Genomic DNA, 19,744 nt, shown 5'->3' on the forward strand with positions numbered 1-19,744 from the left:
CCGCTGGTCTCATCTTCTCGGGGTACACCATATGGGCAAGGGGAAAGCGCAAGTCCTGGCAATCGAGACCCCGCACCTGGCGGGCTATTTACTCGCCCTTGAACAAGCGGGAGACAACCTCAGCGAGCGTGCGCGGAGGCCGGGGTTCTCCACCCACACCATAGGTTCGCGCAACCTCTGGCAGCACACGGTAATCCTAAGAGCGGGGGCCCATGAGATCGTGGTGCCCAAAATTGGCGGGCGCCACCTGGCCGCCCTCGCCCTCAAGAGCGGACGCTGGGTGTCTCGTTGGACGATTCCCCTTGCATCATCCCTCGCCTCAAACCTAGTTTCAGGTGATTTCAACGAAGACGGGCGGGCCGACCTGGCTTTTGCCGATGAAAAAGGCGCCGTTCGCATGCTCCTTTCCAAATAACTTATTCGTCAAACTCTGCTGCTAAAACTATAAAAACATAGCCAAAGCGAGAATAATCAAATCTCTCTGGCCAGATTCCGACCATCCCGGAGGCTGGCTTCAGCTGGCCTTTATCGGCCCGATATCAGAAGACTTAAGCGAAAAAACACCCTTCGAAAAATAAACACATAAAAGAACTAATCCCTTTTAATCCAGCGCCGATAGGTTAATTAACGGACAGGGAAGCCCGTTGCACTAACTCGAAAGGAGGCACTCTGATGGCAATGCAATGTTGTGTATGCAGTGAGATTCTGGTTGAAATGGAAGAGGTCGAAAAACTTCAGGCCACGGTAAAAGAAAACGAGGCCAGCAAAGTTTCCAGCGGCTATTGCCCAGATTGTTTCGGCAGGTTGGTAGGAAGCGCCATAGGCGTGAAATCCGAGAAAATGGCGGCCTAGTAAGCACTCATATATTTTCGGTATAACCCGCGAGCGTGACTCGGTGGTTCAAACGAACCCCGAGCCACGTTCGCGATTTTTTTATTTCCGTTTTCGAGTCTTCTTGCCCGCACCTGCAATGTTGAAGAACGCCTCCAGGCCCGGATAAACCGCCGAGTCACCAAGTTCCTCGTTAATCCGAAGCAGCTGATTATATTTGGCCAGCCTATCCGTCCGGGAGGCCGAACCGGTTTTGATCTGCCCGGCATTCGTCGCCACGGCCAGGTCGGCGATAGTGGTGTCTTCGGTCTCGCCCGAGCGATGAGAGACCACCGAGGTATAGCCGGCGCGTGAGGCCATCTGAATTGCCTCAAGCGTTTCCGTCAGCGTGCCAATCTGGTTGACCTTGATGAGAATGCTGTTGGCGATCTTTTGGTTGATTCCCTTTTTAAGTATCTCTGTGTTCGTCACGAACAGATCATCGCCTACAAGCTGAATCTGGCCGCCCAGCGCCTCTGTCAGGGCTGCCCAGCCATCCCAATCGTCCTCGGCGCAACCATCCTCGATAGAGATAATCGGATACTGCCGCACCCAGCTCTCATAAAACTTCACCAACTCATCCGAGCTCTTCTTGCTCCCATCCGACCAGCGGAAGACATATTTTCCCTTCTCGTAAAACTCGCTTGAGGCCGGATCGAGGGCGAGCATAATATCCTCGCCCGGCTTGTAACCCGCCTTGACCGTCGCCTCCAGAATCGACTCTACAGCCTCGTCGTTACTCTTGAGATCGGGGGCAAAACCACCCTCATCGCCCACGGCGGTTCCATAGCCACGCTTTTTCAGCACATCTTTGAGCGCATGGAATATCTCGACCCCCATCCGAAGCCCCGAGGGGAAATTCTTGGCGCCAACGGGCATCACCATGAACTCCTGAAAATCGACACTGTTGTCCGAGTGGGCGCCGCCGTTGACGATGTTCATCATCGGCACAGGCATGGTCGAGGCGCCCGCCCCGCCGAGATAGCGATAGAGCGGCAAGTCGAACGCGTCTGCCGAGGCCTTCGCCGCAGCGATGGAGACCGCGAGAATTGCGTTGGCCCCTAGATTGCCCTTGTTCTTTGAGCCATCAAGCTCACACAAATCAATATCGAGGGTGCGCTGGTCCGATGCGTCTGTGCCCAGGATGGCGGGGGCAATTTTATTGTTGACGTTATCAACCGCTTTGGTGACACCTTTTCCGAGAAAATAAGCCTTCTTGCCGTCGCGCAGTTCAACCGCCTCGCGCTTACCTGTGCTTGCACCGCTCGGGACCGCCGCGCGACCAAAGCCGCCCCCCGCGAGATGCATATCCACCTCTACGGTCGGATTCCCCCTTGAGTCCAAAATTTCCCTTGCGATGACTTGAACGATGGTGGTCATTGCCTACTCCCCCAAAATGAATTCAACGCAGCCAATGATGCCGCAAAACAACCGTTTGGCCGCGAACGCGAACCGAGAAAAAATAAAAATAAAAAGCGGACGAGATATATTCTAGCTTCGAGCCTTATCGAGTTTTTGCAGCTCTTCCTCGAAATCCTTCACCGTCCCGAAAGAGCGGTAAACGGAAGCAAAGCGAACGTAGGCAACCTGATCAGTTTCCCTGAGTTCGTCCATCACTTTCTCGCCAATGGCCGAAGTCGAAATTTCCTTCTCCCCGGTGTCGAGAACAAATCGCTCGATCCTATCGACGATAGCCTCCTGCTCCTCGGCAGGGACGGGGCGCTTCTCAAGCGCCTTCTGTATGCCAAGGCGGATTTTTTCACGGTCGTAGTTACCCCTTGAGCCGTCTTTTTTGACGATGAGCGGCCAAGTTACCTCGGCCCGCTCATAGGTGGTAAATCGGTGACTGCAGGATTCGCATTCACGCCGGCGGCGGATGGCGTTGCCTTCCTTCGTCGTCCGGCTATCGACGACACGGCTGTCGGGATGAGAGCAGGTCGGACACTTCATTTAATAATCGCCCAGGGCGATGGGGTCAGATAGCGGTCTCAGGCGACCGCTCCAGTTCTGAAATTTTAGAAACGCGCCGGGCATGGCGACCCGCCTCAAATGGGGTGTCGAGCCAGAGGCCAACCAGACGCCGCGCCTCGTCGGGATCAATGTCACGCTCGCCAAGAGCCATGACATTAGCGTCGTTATGTTGTCTGCTCAATAGCGTTATCCACTCATCGTAGCAATTTACGGCACGAACGCCCGGAAATTTATTCGCCACGATAGTCATGCCAGCTCCGGAGCCACAACTGATGATCGCTTTATCCGAGGTGCCCTCGCTAACCGCACGGGCTGCAGGGGCGCCAAAGTCGGGATAATCACAGGACTCATCCGAATTTGTACCGTAATCCGTGTAGGGGATGCCCCTTACATCGAGCACACCCTTCACCAACTCCTTTATGGCAAAGCCGCCATGATCACTGGCAAGGGCTACAGGCTTCATCAATACGGCTCCAAAGGAACTAGCACGGGGCAACCCGCTTACGGGAGGGGCGAGATCCCGAATACCGTAAGCACGGAAAGATTTAAAGTCAAGTAATTACCGCCCTTCGTTCTTCAAGGAGACTTTGGCGGCTTAGCCTCGCAGTCGAATTTTTTCTCGCAGACCTTGCGGCAGGAACCACGGCGCACTTTTGCCCGCTGGGAGGCCCCCGTCGTCGAGGCGCCCGCCTCGCTGAGATAGGCCTGCTGACAGACCTCCTCGCAGCCCCATTTCTTGAGCCCACAGCTTTTCCCAGAAGTGGAAGTCGTTCCGGGGCTACCCGGTCTTCCGGGTGAACCAGGCTTTCCGGGGCGGCCCAGCGGCCTCTGCACCACAGTTGTCGTATCGAGCGTATCACCACCCTCACACGTGATTTTCCCCGTGCCAATATCCTCGACCGGAGTCTCGCCTTTCTTGCATTTTTTCGCCGCCTCGGCCTGAGAGACAACTCCCTCGCCCGCGAATGATAAAAATCCTAGCATCAACACCAGAACACCGATTTTCGTGATAGACACTATTTTCTCCTTCAATCTGTCCCCTGTTATCCGGCGGAGGAAACCTCTGCCGGTCGGATGACGAATCCTGAGGCGGGCTCGCCCAATATCTTTCTGCCCGCCTCCTCGGCAACTTTCTGAAACGCACTCTCGGCAGCGAGCCGATCGCCCGCATCGAGCTTACCTCGCGCATCGAGCAGACCCATCACGACACCTACCCAGCTAGCCTCGGCGCCATGGTCGGGTGCCTTGTCTGCGGCAACTTCGAGCCACTTTCGGGCCTCCTCGCTCCGCCCTGCCCCGAATAGCAGCGAGGCTGCCATGACCAGAGGAATAGGGTCTCCATCGCGCATCTTTCCGCACGAGAGCATCGCGGAGGCCGCCTGACGCCTGGCCTTCTCATCTTCATTCGGTCGGTGGTGCGCCACGATTTTGTGCAAAAAATCCGGTGCGCCAAGATGTCGGTAGCCCTCTTCCCATGTTTTGAGTGCCCGGCGCTCGCGCCCAGCAAGCAGCCAGGCATCGCCCAGGCAGAGACGCGGCTTGCTATCCTCGGGTAGGCAACGAATGGCCTGCTCCAAAAGCGGCGCGGCGCCCTTGCCGTCCGAAAGCAATATTTTCAAGGCCGCCCCCGACATCAAGATTTCTCCCTCGGCTATTTTGTCGGCATTTCGCTGGGAGGGGGAGGCCCAGGTTGAGACCAGCTTCCGACAAACGGCCAGAGACTCATCCCATCGCTCCTGGGCGGCAAACATATCCCTCAGACGCCTGAGAACGTCCGGGTGCACCGCACCGCGCTCTCCCATTTGAAGGAGCATATTCTCGGCCTCGCCTGCACGTCCCACGGCTTCAAGATTGGCGGAAAGACGGACAAGGGCTTCAAGGGAGTCTGGCGTTAATGAATAGAGTTTTTCATTGCAACGGATGGCTTCTTCGAGATCGCCAGCCTCGGCGGCCAAATCGCCCGCCAACGAGAAAGCGGAGGATAAATCGGGATCGAGGCGCCCGGCTTTTCTTGCATGTCTTCTGGCTGCCTTGATTTTACCACGAGTGCGGAGGCCTTCGGCCTTGGCAAGGGTGCGTTGCGCCCGTGAGCGGCGGCGTACTTTGCGCAGGTCCAGCATGCGGAAAAAACCGGCAACGCCCGATTCGCTCCAACCGAGCAGACCGGCAAGCAGGGCCCCGCCCATGGCGGAGATAAAAATCAAGACGACAATGGGCATGGAGACGGAAAAATTCTCCGCCACACGGAAATCAACCATGGACCGGTTGAAATGCAGGATATAAACGGCAAGGGCAAGAGGAAGAGCCAGCGATATAAGCAGGCGAATTCCCATACTCTGGCTACCCTAAACCCCGCCTGTTCTCTTTCGAATTTCCATTTCGCTTTGCGCCGCCACCGTGAAGCGGGTGTACGGGATGGCCTCTAGCCGGATGAAGGGAATTGGCTCATCCGACTCCTCGCAAATACCATAGGTGCCATCCTCGATTCGCTTGAAGGCCAGCTCGACCTCGCGAAGGCGACCACGCTCTCTCTCGCCAAGCTCCATCATGACCTGCTTGGAATAGGTGGCCGCCGCCAAATCTCCGATATCCTGTGTGCCATCGGTTCCCAGCTCGTTGCTCTGGCGTTGCACAGACTCTACATCTCCCACAATATCTCTGCGCACTTCGTTAAGGCGGGAAACGAGAGCATCTAATTGCTTTTTTTTCAAATGTTTCACGTCATACCCTCAAGTACTATCAAGAAATTGAATTAGGGGCGGAACCAAGGGCCTTCACATCAAACACTGGGGCATGTGACCAAAGCTCTTCTAGGCGGTAGTAATCCCTTACCTTTTCATCAAAGATATGGACTCCTACATCACCACAATCCATCAAAACCCAGGTACCTTCGCTCATCCCTTCTACAAATAACGGCTTTTCTTTGATTTCTATGAGCTTTTCTTCAATTGCATCTGCCAAAGCCCTTACGTGACGGGTACTCGTACCATGACAAATAAAAAAGGCATCGAGCTCGGACGATAGCCCCCGAAGGTCTAGAATCGTGGGGTCTAAGCCTTTTTTAGAATCTACGACCTCGCTGATTATCTGAAGCCTATCGCTGAAATCGATCAAAAATACCTCGTAAGTTTAGTTGCCATTTCCATTGCTTCTATACAATCCGCGCCGGATTATAAATGCTTCAACAACCGGAGGCAATAAATTTTGTAAAGATTTTTCAGAAAATACTAGACCCCGTATCTTGGTTCCGGAGATATCAAGCGTGTTAACGGAAGCGAATCTTATAACTCTTTCAGAATCAATATATTGATACGTATTATCGCTATTTTTGTTGAACCTTACGCCATCGTCTAAATCTCTTAAAGTCGACTCTACAACGCTCATAACCTCAACTGCATTTTGCTCCCCTCGAAGGGTGACAGCAAAATTCGTCATTTTCAGCAGTCGTAGTGGCTCGCGCCAGGTGCTCAAAAGCGAAAAAGCATCGGCCCCAATGATGAAAAAAATATCATGCCCCCGGCAGGATCCCTCGAGCATAGCGGCCAGCGTATCGACGGAATATGAAACCCCACCCCGATCAATTTCAATAGAGTCGCAAACAAAGTGGGGATGCCCATCAAGGACCATGCGGACCATTTCGAGACGATCGGCGGCCGGGGCAATATCGTCTTCTGACTTATGTGCGGGGACGGCCAATGGGACAAAACGTACCTGCTCAAGGCCCAGTGCCACTCGCACCTCCTCGGCAGGGCGCAGATGGCCATAATGAATCGGATTAAAAGTTCCCCCCAAAATACCTATTTTCAATGACCTTCCGCCGCCGTTAAATATAAGTCAGTCGATCAGGGCCAAATTGTTGCGATGGATGACCTCGTCAAATTCCTTGCCCCCTAGAATCGCCGAGATTTCACTCGTCTGCTTTCCAGCAATTTGCCTCATCTGGGCGGCATCGTAATTGATCAATCCTCGTCCAAGGGATTTCCCCTTCAAATCCCGAATGTCCACCAGGTCGCCGAACCGAAAATCCCCCCCGACCTCCGCTACCCCACTTGGCAAGAGGCTTTTTCCGCGCTCAACAAGCGCCCGAACAGCGCCATCGTCGAGACGAAGCCACCCCTTTGGGCTCGCCGTGGTCCCAATCCAACCCTTTTTTCCCTTCAAGCGCGAGCCATTGGGAATGAAAAGCGTCCCGAGCACCTCGCCTTCAAGGGCACGTTTAATAATCCCCGGCGTACGCCCCCTGACAATTAGGGTAGAAATACCCACCCGGTTGAGCACCTTGACGGCGTTCATCTTAGCCGCCATCCCGCCATGGGCCAGCGGGTTCACGCTTTGGCCAGCCGCCTTCATAACGCCAGAGGGCAGGCCCTCGACGCGGGAGAGCATCTGGGCATCGGGGGATATTCTGGGGTCTGCATCGTAGAGCCCCTCGACGTCCGAAAGAATGACCACCAACTCTGCTCGGATCATCTGGGCCACCTGGGCGGCGAGTATATCGTTGTCGCCAAAACGGAGCTCCTCGATGGACACCGTGTCATTCTCATTAACGATGGGGACCACCTTCCGCGAGAGAAGGGTTTCGAACGTATTACAGGCGTTCAGAAAGCGCCCCCTCGCATCAAGATCCGCGTGGGTGAGCAGCACCTGGGCCATGTCCAACCCCCGGCGCTTGAAGGCACGACTATATGCCTCCATCAATATGGGCTGGCCCACGGCGGCGGCGGCCTGGCGCTCCGGGATGCCCGACGGCATGGCCTTCATTCCCAGCCGCTTAAGTCCGGCCGCGATCGCACCCGATGAAACGAGAACAACCTCGCGCCGCGAGGAGGACAACGCCGTTACCTGCGAGACAATTCGCCCTAGCACCCGGCGATTCACACCACTCTCCTCGGGCGATGTGAGGACAGAGCTACCCACCTTCACGACAATACGGCGGCTCTTGAGTGAGGAATCCTTGCGCCTTTGTTGCGCCGCTTTTCTCATGGGGCCTGCGCCCCCTCGCCGTTGTCTGCGGCATCTTCACTGGCAGTGCCACCGGCACTGCTACCGGCTTCAAGATCCTTCGAATTTTCCTCTTGCTCGAGAAGTGCACGCGAAAGACACCCGATAAGCGCCTGAAGGCCAAATCCTGAAACAGATGAAATCCCTAACACTTCATAACCTCTAGACTCGATCCCCGCCTGAAGAGCCTCTATCTGCTCTTTGGCCTCTGTCACATCAAGCTTCGTCATCACCGCCAAGCGCGGCTTTAGGGCAAGATCGGGCGAGAACAGTTCAAGTTCTTTTGAAATCGCATCCATATCGGCTAGGGCATGATCGAGCGGCACGCTCGCATCAACCAGATGGAGCAGCAACGAGCATCTGTCCACATGCCGTAAAAAACGCGCGCCAAGCCCTTTGCCGGCATGCGCACCCGGAATAATTCCTGGAATATCTGCCACCACACAGGAATGATAGCCTCCCAAATCCACGACCCCGAGATTGGGCTCAAGGGTAGTGAACGGATAGTCCGCTATCTTGGGGCGGCTGGCTGAAATTCGGGAAATGAGGGTGGATTTGCCTGCGTTCGGCATGCCAAGCAGCCCTACGTCGGCCAGGAGTTTGAGCTCTATATCGAGTTCCCTCTCCTCGCCCGGCTTGCCCTTGGTGGTTTTCCGGGGTGCCCGGTTGGTCGAGCTTTTAAAAAACTCGTTGCCAAGCCCTCCGCGCCCACCAGAGGCAAGAATTACTTCTTGCTCATCCTCGGAAAAATCGGCAATCAGCTCGCCCGTTTCCGCGTCGCGCACTATCGTGCCGATGGGAACCGAGACGAGCAAATCCTCGCCATCGGCACCGTGTCTGCGGCTACCCATGCCAGCCTGTCCAGCCTGCGCTTTAAGTCTAGATTGATGGCGAAAATGGAGAAGGGTGTTGACGTGGAAGGTGGCCCGGAAAATGACATGGCCACCTCGACCACCATGTCCGCCGTCCGGCCCCCCTTTGGGGATAAACTTCTCGCGCCGAAAACTCAGGCACCCGTCCCCGCCCTTGCCTGATTCAATATGCAGAGTTGCTGTATCGACAAACATCGCGGGGCCGCGGCGGATTACAGGGACAAGAATCTACTCAGCGGGCTCTACACTCACAAAGCGGCGGGCCTTCGCCTTTCGTTTAAACTGAACTTTTCCGCTGGCTTTGGCGAACAAGGTATGATCATTCCCCAGGCCAACATTATCACCAGGATGGAACACCGTTCCACGCTGGCGGACGAGAATCTCACCGGCCTTGACGAACTGGCCCGCGAACCGCTTCACACCAAGACGGCGACCTATGCTATCGCGCCCGTTCGAAGAGCTACCGCCTGCTTTTTTATGCGCCATGTCTAATTGCTCCCTTTGAGGATATCAGTCACCTCAATCTCGGTGTAGTGTTGGCGATGTCCCCGCTTCGTGCGAATATTCTTGCGACGTTTGAAGCGAAAAGCATACACCTTATCGCCCCGACCATGGCCACGAATCACGGCCTTGACTGTCGAGGCATCAAGCGAGCCCTTATCGGCGACAATGTTTTCGCCATCGACAATCAAGCGAACATCGTCAAGCTCTATTGCCTCGCCAACCTCGCCATCAATCCGCTCGACCTTCACCGAATCACCCTGCTCTAAGCGAACCTGTTTTCCACCAGTTTCAACCACTGCGTACATGAGGTGAATCTCCCAGGCCAATAGGCCCATATCATCCGCGCGGATTTTTCATCTCCCGCGCCTTTTGAAATCGGATAACCGCTAAAAAAATCTCACCCACCCCAAGACATTTGCGCCCAGAGCAGGCCCAGAAAAGCCTCTTCTTGTAGCAATGAGAGGGGCAGATTGTCAATTCGATAAAAGGCAGCGCAAATACATTAATTTCAAAGGGTTACATCTGCCCACCTAAAAGGGGTCAGACTGACACCGCTCCAGCCTCTGAATTGACCGATTTTACCTATTTTTAAGCTCACGCCTACGCCTTTTTTTTATTAGACGAAAAGAGACGCTTCCTGTCTTAATCGAGGCCTCGCGGCGTACCGGCAGATAACCTTCCTTCTGAACCACGACAATAAATCCGTTAAACATATCCTTGATGCCGTAACTGTAATTCAGGGTAACAGGCGACTTTCCTTGAAAGACATCGTTAACGAAAACATCTGCACCCGGCGGGTCGCTCGTGATTGTGAGCTGCCCGGTAGTGACATTCTTCACCTTTTCAGAAACGTTTTTATCCCACCAACTGCAACCTCCGGCAGAGAACGCCACCACCATGAGCAGCACGATAAGCGGCATGCGAAGAGCAAACATTTTATAGCGAATCATATTTTTCATCTTCAATCCATATTCCCATTAAGGTGTAACCTTGAGTCAAAATACCGGGCTATTGATGTTTCGGATCTGTGCCTGGAGGCTGCCCAACCGTTTGGCCAACCCACTCCTCAAGCATTTCGAGTAATAGACCCTGATCCCCGTCAGCTCCATAGCGCGAACACGCCAAACCATACACCTCGCGCACATGATTGAGCATGAACATGGTCGCGCCCATCTCCCGAGCCAGATCCGTAGCCATCGTGAGGTCTTTATGCATGAGCCCTACCGTAAAACCAATGGTGAAATCCCTCGGCAGGAGAAATCGCGGCCACTTATCGTAGGTTCCAGAATTTCTTCCCGAGCCGCTGTTCACGACATCGAGCACCTTATCGGGATCGAGCCCCAGCTTTGCACCAAAGGCCATGGCCTCGATCGAGGAGAGAAGATTCGTGGCCGAGAGAAAATTATTCACGCACTTCATGGCGTGGCCCGACTCGACCGCCTCGTCAATGTGAACGATATTACCGCCCAGGATTTCGAACAGGGGCATCGCCGCATCGACGAGCGCCTTGGCCCCGCCAGGCATGATGGCAAGCGTCGCGGCCTCGGCCCCGATAACCCCGCCCGAAACGGGAGCCCCGAGCATGAGGATGCCGCGATCGGCCAGATTTTTGGCCAATGCGGCCGTCCGCCGGGGATAGGACGAACTCATATCGATCAACAGCTTGCCAGCCGCCATATTTTCGGCAACGCCCCCCTCGCCGAGAATTACCAGCTCGACAATATCACTGCTCGGCAACATTGTGATTATCACGTCCGAGCGCTCGGCCAACTCGGCCAGCGAGGCGGCGGCCTGAACGCCATCTGGTTTGACGCGCTCAAGCGCTGCGGGGTCCGTGTCGTACCCGAGCACCGTAAAATCTCCCCGGCGCAAATGGCGCGACATGGGGGTTCCCATCTTTCCGATTCCAATGAAGCCAATAGTAGTGCGAGACGGATTAACTGGTTCCATTTCACCTCCCGAGGCCCCCCGGGGGGGGGACCACATAAACTGGTCATCATCAACTTGAAAAAGGCAATAAAGGACCAACAAACAACCCTGGCGCCGCCTCTCCAAACATTTGCGATGTCAGGATTCTAGCACTATTCAAAAATTGTTTATAGATTCACCGCCCGCTTTTAAGACCTGCCCCTTGCCTGCAAATTCACTATTCCGTGTAATTTTTATTATCCTTGTTGTGTGAATATTGTCATTCACGCTCAGAGTGATACTATCTTCTTATGGCTCCCGCCCACAGCACTTAGCTTTGCCGCCCGCATTGCCACCTTTAATACCCTGGAGATGCCAGATGGCGCCGATCACGGCGGAGCAAGTTGTGAAGTTCCTAGAAGAGAACCCCGATTTTTTTCTCGACAATCCTGAACTCGTTCAAATTAGTGGCCTCCTTAAGGAAAGCGACTCGGGGGAAAATCTTGTCGATATCCGAACCCGTCTCTTTGAGCGTCTCAACGATGAACGTCAGGAACTCATGGCCCTTCTCGATGAGACTATCGAACTCGTGCGGCAGAACGAGCAGATCGAAGGAGATTTTGTTGCAATCGAAAACCTCCTCTTCCGGCCCGAACCCACGGGGACGAGCCTGACTCGGATCGCCGAGGAGATCGAAAAGCGATTCTCTCTTGAGCATGTAAGCATCCTCATATACGAGTCAGAAAAAGAGGCCTTGCGCGAGGAGATGGATAAACCAGGCCGGATACGCCTTGTAGATGAGGACGATGGAGAATTTCCAGGTGACGTGCTTCTTGCAGGTGGGATCGAGGAGGGAGCGGGCGCTCCGTTTCCAGACGAAGTGCGCTCCTCCCTGCACTCGACCGCCATTATTCCCCTGCGCGACGGAGGGCAACTACTGGGCCTGCTTCTTTTAGGCTCCAAGGACCCCGAGCGCTATATGCCAGGCATGGCGACCCAACTACTTGAGCGGTTGGCCATGCGGATGGGAATGGGAATCAGTCTTCTTTTGCGCATAGCCGAGGCGACCAGCGCAGGGAGCCCGGACTCGATCAAACCCGGGAAAAAGAAAAAAAACACTTCAAAATCCGCCTGATCCAAAACGGTAGTTAGGCGCGAGCGCCCTCTCCTATCGCCGCAAGCGATGTTATTTCCTCGATACTCTTGAGTCTCTCAAGCGAGCGCACACGCTCGACAATTAGTTTCCTTGCCTCGGCGTCAAGTACCGGGCCCGTCAGATCATGAAAGCGCTCAATTAATTCATCCCAGGAAAGCGGATTCCTCGGATCTCCCTTGGGGTTGTCCTGGTGGCCTTCAAAAGTGCCGCGCCGCGTGACAATTTTCACGTGCGCCTGCCACTCATCCGGAAATTTCTTCTCGAGCTCCGCATCGCCGTAGCATTGCACCTTGTCAATTATCGAGGTGTAGACCTTAGAGCGCAGGAAATCGTCCGAAAACTCATCGAGCCCCGCCTTGCGCCTCAGCAAAGCGACACTCACCGCATAGTGAAGGCTGAACTGGGCGTCCACCACGTTCTTCGGGCTCACCTTGATGTCGCTCGGCTCAACAACCACCATCACCGCCGTCTCTGGCACGCGCACCTCGATGCGGGAGACCTCATCGGGCTGGATATCATTCTCTCGGCAGAGGCGGATAACCAAGTCCACCGGCCCATGGTTGTAGCGGCAGGTGGCGTGAGGCTTTATCGCCGTCTCGCAAATCTCCCAGTACTCGCCCAGCCGCTCAGTGACAAATTCTGGGTGCGCATCATCGCTGAAAGCGTGAAGAAAACCGTACTTGCCCTCGATAATATCCTCGGGCCCGGTGTAGCCCTCCTGGGCCAGATAGGCGGCCATGATGCCGCTGTGGGCCGCCCAGCCGGGATGAAAGCGTTTCGTCCACGAACCGGTTTCGAGGAACTGCATCGAACTCGACGCCTGACTGCCCGCGATGCCAAAAGCGTTCGAGGTCGCCTCGCGCGAGAGGCCAAGCATCTTCGAGGCGGTCACAGATGAAGCGAAGGTGCCGCAAGTGCCCGTGGGATGAAATCCTCTTTCATAATGACTTTTCGGGTTAATCGCATTGCCCACCCGGTTGGTTACTTCATAGCCGGCGACGATGGCCTCGATTACGCGCTTGGGGTCGGGGTTGTGCGCCTCGGCGCAGGCAAGAGTGCTCGGCATGACACTCACCGCCGGGTGGAGGCTTGAGCGCGTCGTCACATCATCCATCTCAATAGCATGGGCTATTCCACCGTTGGCCAGCGCGGCGTTCGGAGCGTCGGTCAGAGTGAGCGCACCAACCAGGCGGCATGGGCCCTGGGGAGCGTGTTTTTTCACAAAATTGTAGAAAACGCGCGAGCTTCCCGTCTCGCTCGCCCGAAGGGCGACACCGAAATAATCGAGAAGAAAATATTTCGCCCGATCACGTGCCTCCTCGGGAAGGGAGTCATACTTAATATCGTGGACATGCCCGATAAGATCTTGCCCGATTCCCATGGCGCGTCTCCTTTTGATGAGATTCCAATGTAGTTTTGTGATTATGCCGTGAAACGCCCTCCCTCTGCTATCTGTTCCAAATCCTTGTCAGAGGCAGCCGAGAAGGGTTAAAATCAGTGCGTTGTCTCACCACCCGCTCCGGGAGGGTTCCATGAGCGATTGTTTATTCTGTAAAATTGTCGCCGGTGAAATCCCATCGACCAAGGTTTTCGAGGACGAGCGCCTGCTTGCCTTCGAGGACATCAGCCCCGCCGCGCCCACTCACATCTTGATCATTCCGAAAGAGCACCTCGGCTCGATTCACGAGGCTGGTGAGGAGCACAAAGAGATGATTGGAGAAATCCACCTCGCTGCCATCCGTATCGCCAATGAGCGTGGCCTGGCCGAGAGTGGCCCCGACCGGGGCGGCTACCGCATCGTCAACAACTGCGGGGCCGATGGCGGACAAACCGTCGCGCACCTCCACTTTCATCTTCTCGGCGGACGGGCAATGACCTGGCCCCCAGGCTAGAGATGAGGAGGTTTACATGAGCGCCTACAACTGGAAATGGAGCCTCGCCCAGCTTCAGGAACTCTCGCGCTTCGATGAAAGTTGGTGCAAACAAGGCGAGGAGAACACCTGGCTCGATAGACTGTCGGTCGCCGCGCGCGAGGCGCTTCACCGCGTCATCGCCCAGGACTTTGACTGTTCGGCCCCCGAGATGGAAATCCTTTACTCGAAATTAGAGAAAATCACCCAACATCACTACTTCGACAATGTACGCCGGGAGGGAGGAAACGCCTCCGCTTAGTCGACCATTGCTTAATCGTCCGCCTGGACACGCCCCCTCGTTTTCTTTGTACCCGAGCGCTGGTGTTTTTCCTTGAGCCGTCTCTCCTTTGAGCCCCGCGTAGGCTTTGTGGCCGAGCGCCTCTTGGGCCGCTGCGCCACCTCCTCGATCATGACCCGCAGCTTCTCGATGCAGTCAGCCACGTTGCGCCCCTGATCGCGAAACCGCTGGCTCGACATGACCAGCTCGCCCTCCAGGGTGATTCGGCGGCGAAACTTATCTAAAAAACGGCGGCGCACCTCCTCTGGCAAGCTCCCCGTTTTCGCCACATCCCAGCGAAGGGTGGCCTTCGTGTTCACCTTGTTGACGTTCTGGCCACCCGCCCCCGAGCTTCGTGAAAACTGAAAATCGAACTCGCGCAAGGGAATTTTGAGCCTGTTGTTTATCTCAAGCATTCAACAGCCTCCAAATCGGAGAATCAAAGTAAAAGAATTTCATAATAACACCCAATAATAATACAGAAGAAAATAGCGGCATTTCCAGCAAAATGGCACAATTGCATCAGCGCGCTATCAATACTATTGGAGCCAGCCTCATGATGAACGATTTCAACATTGTTGTTGAGGGACGCGACGGAAAGTTCATCGTCAACAAAAATGATGTCGTTGTAAGCCGCTCATTAATCCTTTACGGCGAATACGCCCGCCAGGAAATGAAATATTTCAAAACTTTCTGCGCCCCGGGCGACGTCATTGTAGAGGTCGGCGCCAATATCGGGGCCCACACAGTTGGATTGGCCAGAACCGTCGAAAACCAAGGGCAAATCATTGCCATCGAGCCCCAACCGATTCTCTTTCATAATTTATGCGGAAACATATCAATCAATTCACTCACAAACGTTCAATGCCTCAACCTGGCGATTTCAAACGTTGAAGGGATTACCCATATCCCGCCAATTAACTACTCATCGGAAAATAATTTCTCCGCTTTTTTCTTGGACGACGCCTACACCGGCCAGAAAATATCAACTAAACGCCTAGACGACATATTACGTCTGTCCCGATTCGATTTTTTAAAGATTGATGTCGAAGGAATGGAAATGCAAGTTTTAGAGGGCACCGAAAGACACATCAAGGAATTCAAACCAATCTTATTCGTTGAAAACATTTTTCATGAAAAATCCCAGGCACTTATCGAGCACCTTTGGGGAATGGACTATGAGCTGTATTGGTGCATCACTCCGTATTTTTCCGAAGACAACTTCAACCAAAACAAAGAAAATGTTTTCTCGAACAACAAATCGTTCGACATACTGGGTATTCACAAATCCTCTGACAAAGATATGCCCCTGACAAATCTTCTACCAAAGGTGGAGGACAGCGAGTTCCACCCACTCAAATAACGCTTTGTAAGCTGCCGTGCTAGAATACAATCGGTCCACGTGATTCGAAACTATCAAAAAAGACGGCTATCAACCCGCCCATTTTGACACATATCAAAAACCATCTCTTTGATGCTGGAACTTATTTCCTATGCCAGAGCAATTGATTTTAATGAAAAACATCATTGGTGATGTACCCGATATCAATATTACCGATCTCGGAGCCTCCGCCATCGGCGAGGTGCCACTTTATGAGCCCTTGATCCAATCGAAAACGGCAACGGCAACAGGATTCGAGCCCCAGAAAGAGGAATACGACAAACTTTCAGCCACGCAAAATTCCCGTATCCGTTATCTGCCTTACGCCATCGGGGACGGAAAAGAACATACCCTTCATATTTGCAAGGCCCCCGGCATGACCTCTTTTTTAGAGCCGGACATGGAAATTCTTTCTCATTTCGAAGGATTTTCCGACTGGGGCTCGGTAGTTCAAACACAGAGAACCAAAACAAAAAAACTGGACGACATCCCAGAAATCCGTGACACCCATTACCTGAAACTCGACATTCAAGGGTTCGAGCTAACCGCCCTGCGGTATGGGCGCAAGGTTCTTGAAAATACGCTGGCCATTCAAGTTGAAATGAATTTTATTCCATTCTACAAAAAGCAGCCGCTATTTGCGGAAATCGATCAACGACTACGCAAATCAGGCTTCGTTCTTCATGAATTCGCCAACATCCGTTCTCAACCATTCCTACCCATATCAGCCAGTGAGAAAGTAAACCGTGGGCAGTTTTTATGGACAGATGCCCACTACATAAGGCCATTCGTGAAACTTCACTCCCTCGCCGAAGATAGTCTTCTCCGGATAGCGACCGTAGCCCATGAGGTTTACCGATCATATTCTCTGTCGGCCCTCGCCCTTCGACACTACGACAATAAGTGCGGCACTACGCTTGAAAAAACCTACTTAGATGATTTTGTAAACGCCTGAAGCGGTTTAAAAACGGAACCACACCACCTGTTATGATAAGATGCCTCCGCCCGCAACGCATTCGAAATACCTCATCGATTTTTCAACGCAAGGCAGGGACGACATGGCTCACCTGATATACACAAATGACGGCGAGGAAATCGAATACAAGGACATCATATCAGACGAGCCGGTTGACCGTCGTTTCATGGAGATGATCGCCGATGTCGCCCCCTACACATTAACCGCCAGAAACGGCATCGAGGCCCTCTACGGTCTATTCAAAGCCGTTCAATATATTGTCGAAAAAAAGATTCCAGGCGATTTTGTGGAGTGCGGCGTCTGGCGCGGCGGCGCTATCATCATGTGCGCCCTCACCTTGAAATATTTTGGGGTTATGGACAGGAAGATTTATTTATACGACACGTTCGAGGGCATGACCGCCCCCGAGGAGCGAGACATCGACTGGGACGGAGTTTCTGAAAAAGAAAAATGGGATACCGCCCAGGAAATAGCGAAAGGCCACCCAGAGGCCACCCTGCGCTCAGGGTTCGGCGGCAACATGGAATCCGTCCGAAATAACGTTCTCACAACGGGCTATCCCGAAGAGAATTTTATTTTCATCAAAGGCCCGGTTGAGGAGACTATTCCCGCCGCCGTGCCAAGCAGCATTTCACTGCTTCGGCTCGACACCGACTGGTACAGTTCCACCTACCACGAACTCGTACACCTATATCCACGGTTAAACACCGGCGCTGTTCTCATCATCGACGATTACGGATGGTGCAGAGGAGCGAGAGAGGCGACAGACCAATACTTCAAGGAAAAGAACCCCAAGATGTTCCTCACCCGGACCGACAGTTCCGTCAGGATGGGTGTGAAGCTGGACTAGTTAAAAATTCACGCCACCCAGCCCCCACCGTGCAAGATATCGCCGTCATAGAAAACAGCGGCCTGGCCCGGCGGGACGGCGCCCAGCGCTGCCGGATCCTCAGGAAATACCTCGGCAGTATCATCTCCCAGCGGCACCACCCTACTCGGCACCGCTTTTTGCCGGTGGCGAACCTGAACCGACAGATACTTTTCGCCCTCCGTGAACGGAATCGACCAGCGGATTTTCTCGGCGCGGAAACTCTCGCGCTCAAGGGCAGAGCGCTCGCCCACAACAACCGTTGCCGTCTCTGCCTCAAGACCTACGACAAAGCGTGGGTCTTTACCGCCCAGGCCAAGACCTCGCCGCTGGCCCACCGTGAAGTTCGTCACGCCCGGATGGCTGCCCACTTTGTTTCCCTCAAGATCCACGATATCGCCGGGCCTGTCGACACCAGGCGATTCCGCCTGCAAAAAGAGTCGATAATCGTTCTCAGGAACAAAACAAATTTCCTGGCTCTCGGGTTTGTCGGCAGTATGGAGCCCGAGACTCCGGGCAATCTCTCTCGTTTTTTTCTTCTCAAAATCGCCCAACGGAAATTCGGTGTGCGCGATCTGCGCCTGCGTCATACCGAACAGGAAATAGGTCTGATCCTTTTCCTTATCGGCACTTCGCGCGAGCGTCAGATGGCCGTCCACCTCCGTAATTCGCGCGTAGTGGCCCGTCGCCAGAGAGTCAGCCCCGAACCCCCTGGCCCGCTCGGCAAGGTAATCGAACTTGACCACCTGATTGCAGGCAATGCAGGGAACCGGCGTGCGACCGCGCGCATACTCGCCAATAAAATTATCGATCACTGTTTCGCGAAACGACTCGCGAACGTCCATCACATAAAACGGAATATCGAGTTTCGTCGCCACAGCCCGCGCGTCGGCCAAATCCCTCGGAGCACAGCAGCCCCGGTGGAAGGAATCCGAGGGCGGCTGATCCGTCAGGCGCAGCCCGACGCCCACGACATCGCGGCCCTGCTCTTTTAAAAGCGCGGCGGCGACAGAACTATCCACCCCCCCGCTCATTGCGACTACAATTCGATCCGCCAAAACCCTCTCCAATTATTCACAAAACACCCAAGCCAGAAGCAAAAAATCCCCGGCTCGCGGCGGGGCTCTTTATAACCCGAAAATCAAAACCCCTCTAGCCGCCAATCAATAGCGGCATCAACTCGCCGATATCCTCCAATTTTTCCATATCTCGCCAACCCTCCCAGGCCGCCCGCGCACCATTGTCGGATAACACCACGGCGGCGCACTCCATGAACTTCTCGCGGAACTCGGCCTCCTCCAAGGGATTGTTGATATGGCCCCTGGCCACCTCGCCCACCTGGCTCATCTCTCGGCCATCCTTCATGCGCACCCAGATTTGGGTGCGCTCGCTCTCGGGGTCCCGGGCGGCAAGCTCGGCGTCGAGTTCAAATTCGCAGCGCGCCTGAAGCGCCATGATCTCTGGGCGAGCAACACTCCCCTCCTCGAACTGCGCCACCCCAACCTTGCCGTCCACCAGAGCCGAGGAGAGGCAAAATGGCATCGAGAATTTTCCCTCAAGGCCGGTTGCGGCCTGATTGTAGCGGAGGATTTTGAGCGTCATGGCCGAGGCCCGCGCACCAAGGGCGACAACTTCCTCGTGGCGGATACCTTCTCGCTCGCAGAGAGCGAGCATGGCGTCGATCCCCGGGTGCGTCATCGCGCAACATGGATGAATCTTTACACATACCCCTTCCTCGATGTCCCAGGGCGCACCCCAACCGGCAGCGGCAGCCTCCCAGTGCGCAAAGCGTTCGACACCGGGCCCGATTCCCTCGGCGGCCAATGCGGCTGTGAAGCCGCCCTCCAAGGTATCCTCGGCGGCGGTGAAGCCCATTTCGGCGAGCCTCGCGGCGACCAAACCTGCCCTAGCGGCCTGACCGGCATGAAAAGGCTTGGTCATGGTGCCAAAGTTCGAGACAAGCCCCGCCGCCTCGCTTGCCCCTAAGGCCAGCGCATGGCGCGTTTTTTCTTCATCAAGACCCAACAAATGCGCGCAAGCCCCCGCC

The 19,744-nt window shown here is 54.6% G+C and carries 26 protein-coding genes; 8 read left to right on the plus strand and 18 right to left on the minus strand.

Annotated features, from left to right (window positions below; genetic code table 11):
- Positions 1 to 31 precede the first annotated feature (31 nt).
- A complete protein-coding gene (locus HOJ95_15865; GenBank protein MBT6396174.1) occupies positions 32 to 415 on the plus strand; it encodes a hypothetical protein in 384 nt (127 codons plus the stop codon).
- 257 nt (positions 416 to 672) lie between these two features.
- Positions 673 to 852, plus strand: coding sequence for a hypothetical protein (locus HOJ95_15870; protein ID MBT6396175.1), 180 nt, complete (start codon positions 673 to 675; stop codon positions 850 to 852).
- 81 nt (positions 853 to 933) lie between these two features.
- Here the strand turns inward: HOJ95_15870 and eno are convergent, their stop codons facing one another.
- From eno to HOJ95_15940, 14 genes are all read right to left on the minus strand, one after another.
- Positions 934 to 2,250 carry a phosphopyruvate hydratase gene (gene eno / locus HOJ95_15875; GenBank protein ID MBT6396176.1) on the minus strand — a complete coding sequence of 439 codons (1,317 nt, stop codon included), beginning with the start codon at positions 2,248 to 2,250 and terminating at the stop codon, positions 934 to 936.
- 111 nt (positions 2,251 to 2,361) lie between these two features.
- A complete protein-coding gene (gene nrdR / locus HOJ95_15880; GenBank protein MBT6396177.1) occupies positions 2,362 to 2,820 on the minus strand; it encodes a transcriptional repressor NrdR in 459 nt (152 codons plus the stop codon).
- 25 nt (positions 2,821 to 2,845) lie between these two features.
- Positions 2,846 to 3,304, minus strand: a complete 459-nt coding sequence (gene rpiB / locus HOJ95_15885) for a ribose 5-phosphate isomerase B (protein ID MBT6396178.1) — start codon at positions 3,302 to 3,304, stop codon at positions 2,846 to 2,848.
- A gap of 113 nt (positions 3,305 to 3,417) precedes the next feature.
- Positions 3,418 to 3,858 (minus strand): hypothetical protein, encoded by a 441-nt coding sequence (locus HOJ95_15890; protein ID MBT6396179.1) that lies wholly within the window; start codon positions 3,856 to 3,858, stop codon positions 3,418 to 3,420.
- Positions 3,859 to 3,884: 26 nt separating this feature from the next.
- Entirely contained in the window at positions 3,885 to 5,174 is a 1,290-nt protein-coding gene (locus HOJ95_15895; protein MBT6396180.1) for a hypothetical protein, read from the minus strand.
- Positions 5,175 to 5,186: 12 nt separating this feature from the next.
- The gene (locus tag HOJ95_15900; protein MBT6396181.1) at positions 5,187 to 5,390 is read right to left on the minus strand and encodes a hypothetical protein; all 204 of its coding nucleotides are present in this window, start codon (positions 5,388 to 5,390) and stop codon (positions 5,187 to 5,189) included.
- Between the two features lie 190 nt (positions 5,391 to 5,580).
- On the minus strand, positions 5,581 to 5,955 hold the full coding sequence (gene rsfS, locus HOJ95_15905; GenBank protein MBT6396182.1) for a ribosome silencing factor: 375 nt from the start codon (positions 5,953 to 5,955) through the stop codon (positions 5,581 to 5,583).
- A gap of 15 nt (positions 5,956 to 5,970) precedes the next feature.
- Positions 5,971 to 6,648, minus strand: coding sequence for a nicotinate (nicotinamide) nucleotide adenylyltransferase (nadD, locus tag HOJ95_15910; GenBank protein MBT6396183.1), 678 nt, complete (start codon positions 6,646 to 6,648; stop codon positions 5,971 to 5,973).
- Positions 6,649 to 6,675: 27 nt separating this feature from the next.
- On the minus strand, positions 6,676 to 7,824 hold the full coding sequence (gene proB, locus HOJ95_15915; protein MBT6396184.1) for a glutamate 5-kinase: 1,149 nt from the start codon (positions 7,822 to 7,824) through the stop codon (positions 6,676 to 6,678).
- On the minus strand, positions 7,821 to 8,909 hold the full coding sequence (gene obgE / locus HOJ95_15920; protein ID MBT6396185.1) for a GTPase ObgE: 1,089 nt from the start codon (positions 8,907 to 8,909) through the stop codon (positions 7,821 to 7,823). Before obgE ends, proB begins: the two co-directional genes overlap by 4 nt.
- A gap of 33 nt (positions 8,910 to 8,942) precedes the next feature.
- Complete coding sequence (gene rpmA / locus HOJ95_15925; protein ID MBT6396186.1) at positions 8,943 to 9,200, minus strand: 50S ribosomal protein L27; 258 nt, start codon at positions 9,198 to 9,200, stop codon at positions 8,943 to 8,945.
- Between the two features lie 2 nt (positions 9,201 to 9,202).
- Complete coding sequence (gene rplU, locus HOJ95_15930; protein ID MBT6396187.1) at positions 9,203 to 9,523, minus strand: 50S ribosomal protein L21; 321 nt, start codon at positions 9,521 to 9,523, stop codon at positions 9,203 to 9,205.
- A 273-nt stretch (positions 9,524 to 9,796) separates the two neighbouring features.
- Complete coding sequence (locus HOJ95_15935) at positions 9,797 to 10,177, minus strand: PEGA domain-containing protein (protein ID MBT6396188.1); 381 nt, start codon at positions 10,175 to 10,177, stop codon at positions 9,797 to 9,799.
- 49 nt (positions 10,178 to 10,226) lie between these two features.
- A complete protein-coding gene (locus tag HOJ95_15940; protein ID MBT6396189.1) occupies positions 10,227 to 11,168 on the minus strand; it encodes an NAD(P)-dependent oxidoreductase in 942 nt (313 codons plus the stop codon).
- Positions 11,169 to 11,505: 337 nt separating this feature from the next.
- On the opposite strand from HOJ95_15940, the gene HOJ95_15945 reads away from it, so the two are divergent.
- Positions 11,506 to 12,261 carry a DUF484 family protein gene (locus HOJ95_15945; GenBank protein MBT6396190.1) on the plus strand — a complete coding sequence of 252 codons (756 nt, stop codon included), beginning with the start codon at positions 11,506 to 11,508 and terminating at the stop codon, positions 12,259 to 12,261.
- A gap of 13 nt (positions 12,262 to 12,274) precedes the next feature.
- Here HOJ95_15945 and HOJ95_15950 read toward each other — a convergent pair whose 3' ends face one another.
- Positions 12,275 to 13,663: an MmgE/PrpD family protein gene (locus HOJ95_15950; protein ID MBT6396191.1), complete on the minus strand. Its 1,389-nt coding sequence runs from the start codon at positions 13,661 to 13,663 to the stop codon at positions 12,275 to 12,277.
- A 151-nt stretch (positions 13,664 to 13,814) separates the two neighbouring features.
- Between HOJ95_15950 and HOJ95_15955 the strand changes: the two genes are divergently transcribed.
- Complete coding sequence (locus tag HOJ95_15955; GenBank protein MBT6396192.1) at positions 13,815 to 14,174, plus strand: histidine triad nucleotide-binding protein; 360 nt, start codon at positions 13,815 to 13,817, stop codon at positions 14,172 to 14,174.
- A gap of 16 nt (positions 14,175 to 14,190) precedes the next feature.
- Positions 14,191 to 14,454, plus strand: a complete 264-nt coding sequence (locus HOJ95_15960) for a hypothetical protein (GenBank protein MBT6396193.1) — start codon at positions 14,191 to 14,193, stop codon at positions 14,452 to 14,454.
- 11 nt (positions 14,455 to 14,465) lie between these two features.
- On the opposite strand, the gene arfB is transcribed toward HOJ95_15960, so the two are convergent.
- Complete coding sequence (gene arfB / locus HOJ95_15965) at positions 14,466 to 14,888, minus strand: aminoacyl-tRNA hydrolase (GenBank protein ID MBT6396194.1); 423 nt, start codon at positions 14,886 to 14,888, stop codon at positions 14,466 to 14,468.
- Between the two features lie 140 nt (positions 14,889 to 15,028).
- Between arfB and HOJ95_15970 the strand changes: the two genes are divergently transcribed.
- From HOJ95_15970 to HOJ95_15980, 3 genes are all read left to right on the plus strand, one after another.
- On the plus strand, positions 15,029 to 15,835 hold the full coding sequence (locus HOJ95_15970) for an FkbM family methyltransferase (GenBank protein ID MBT6396195.1): 807 nt from the start codon (positions 15,029 to 15,031) through the stop codon (positions 15,833 to 15,835).
- A gap of 130 nt (positions 15,836 to 15,965) precedes the next feature.
- Positions 15,966 to 16,808: an FkbM family methyltransferase gene (locus HOJ95_15975; protein ID MBT6396196.1), complete on the plus strand. Its 843-nt coding sequence runs from the start codon at positions 15,966 to 15,968 to the stop codon at positions 16,806 to 16,808.
- A gap of 103 nt (positions 16,809 to 16,911) precedes the next feature.
- On the plus strand, positions 16,912 to 17,679 hold the full coding sequence (locus HOJ95_15980) for a macrocin O-methyltransferase (GenBank protein ID MBT6396197.1): 768 nt from the start codon (positions 16,912 to 16,914) through the stop codon (positions 17,677 to 17,679).
- An 8-nt stretch (positions 17,680 to 17,687) separates the two neighbouring features.
- Here the strand turns inward: HOJ95_15980 and mnmA are convergent, their stop codons facing one another.
- Together mnmA and HOJ95_15990 are read right to left on the minus strand one after the other, a co-directional pair.
- Entirely contained in the window at positions 17,688 to 18,755 is a 1,068-nt protein-coding gene (gene mnmA / locus HOJ95_15985) for a tRNA 2-thiouridine(34) synthase MnmA (protein ID MBT6396198.1), read from the minus strand.
- A gap of 94 nt (positions 18,756 to 18,849) precedes the next feature.
- Positions 18,850 to 19,744: MmgE/PrpD family protein (locus tag HOJ95_15990; protein MBT6396199.1), on the minus strand; the 895-nt coding region annotated here is incomplete at its 5' end.

This window comes from Nitrospinaceae bacterium (genome assembly GCA_018669005.1).
Lineage (GTDB): Bacteria > UBA8248 > UBA8248 > UBA8248 > UBA8248 > UBA8248.

Coding starts and splice junctions, on each gene's coding strand:
- HOJ95_15950 (MBT6396191.1), bottom strand. CDS start 13,663: ATGGGAATCGGGCAAGATCTTATCGGGCATGTCCACGATATTAAGTAT.
- HOJ95_15870 (MBT6396175.1), top strand. CDS start 673: ATGGCAATGCAATGTTGTGTATGCAGTGAGATTCTGGTTGAAATGGAA.
- HOJ95_15960 (MBT6396193.1), top strand. CDS start 14,191: ATGAGCGCCTACAACTGGAAATGGAGCCTCGCCCAGCTTCAGGAACTC.
- HOJ95_15980 (MBT6396197.1), top strand. CDS start 16,912: ATGGCTCACCTGATATACACAAATGACGGCGAGGAAATCGAATACAAG.
- HOJ95_15955 (MBT6396192.1), top strand. CDS start 13,815: ATGAGCGATTGTTTATTCTGTAAAATTGTCGCCGGTGAAATCCCATCG.
- HOJ95_15975 (MBT6396196.1), top strand. CDS start 15,966: ATGCCAGAGCAATTGATTTTAATGAAAAACATCATTGGTGATGTACCC.
- HOJ95_15935 (MBT6396188.1), bottom strand. CDS start 10,177: ATGAAAAATATGATTCGCTATAAAATGTTTGCTCTTCGCATGCCGCTT.
- HOJ95_15895 (MBT6396180.1), bottom strand. CDS start 5,174: ATGGGAATTCGCCTGCTTATATCGCTGGCTCTTCCTCTTGCCCTTGCC.
- HOJ95_15945 (MBT6396190.1), top strand. CDS start 11,506: ATGGCGCCGATCACGGCGGAGCAAGTTGTGAAGTTCCTAGAAGAGAAC.
- nrdR (MBT6396177.1), bottom strand. CDS start 2,820: ATGAAGTGTCCGACCTGCTCTCATCCCGACAGCCGTGTCGTCGATAGC.
- rplU (MBT6396187.1), bottom strand. CDS start 9,523: ATGTACGCAGTGGTTGAAACTGGTGGAAAACAGGTTCGCTTAGAGCAG.
- HOJ95_15865 (MBT6396174.1), top strand. CDS start 32: ATGGGCAAGGGGAAAGCGCAAGTCCTGGCAATCGAGACCCCGCACCTG.
- rpiB (MBT6396178.1), bottom strand. CDS start 3,304: ATGAAGCCTGTAGCCCTTGCCAGTGATCATGGCGGCTTTGCCATAAAG.
- eno (MBT6396176.1), bottom strand. CDS start 2,250: ATGACCACCATCGTTCAAGTCATCGCAAGGGAAATTTTGGACTCAAGG.
- HOJ95_15900 (MBT6396181.1), bottom strand. CDS start 5,390: ATGATGGAGCTTGGCGAGAGAGAGCGTGGTCGCCTTCGCGAGGTCGAG.
- obgE (MBT6396185.1), bottom strand. CDS start 8,909: ATGTTTGTCGATACAGCAACTCTGCATATTGAATCAGGCAAGGGCGGG.
- HOJ95_15940 (MBT6396189.1), bottom strand. CDS start 11,168: ATGGAACCAGTTAATCCGTCTCGCACTACTATTGGCTTCATTGGAATC.
- proB (MBT6396184.1), bottom strand. CDS start 7,824: ATGAGAAAAGCGGCGCAACAAAGGCGCAAGGATTCCTCACTCAAGAGC.
- arfB (MBT6396194.1), bottom strand. CDS start 14,888: ATGCTTGAGATAAACAACAGGCTCAAAATTCCCTTGCGCGAGTTCGAT.
- HOJ95_15970 (MBT6396195.1), top strand. CDS start 15,029: ATGATGAACGATTTCAACATTGTTGTTGAGGGACGCGACGGAAAGTTC.
- rpmA (MBT6396186.1), bottom strand. CDS start 9,200: ATGGCGCATAAAAAAGCAGGCGGTAGCTCTTCGAACGGGCGCGATAGC.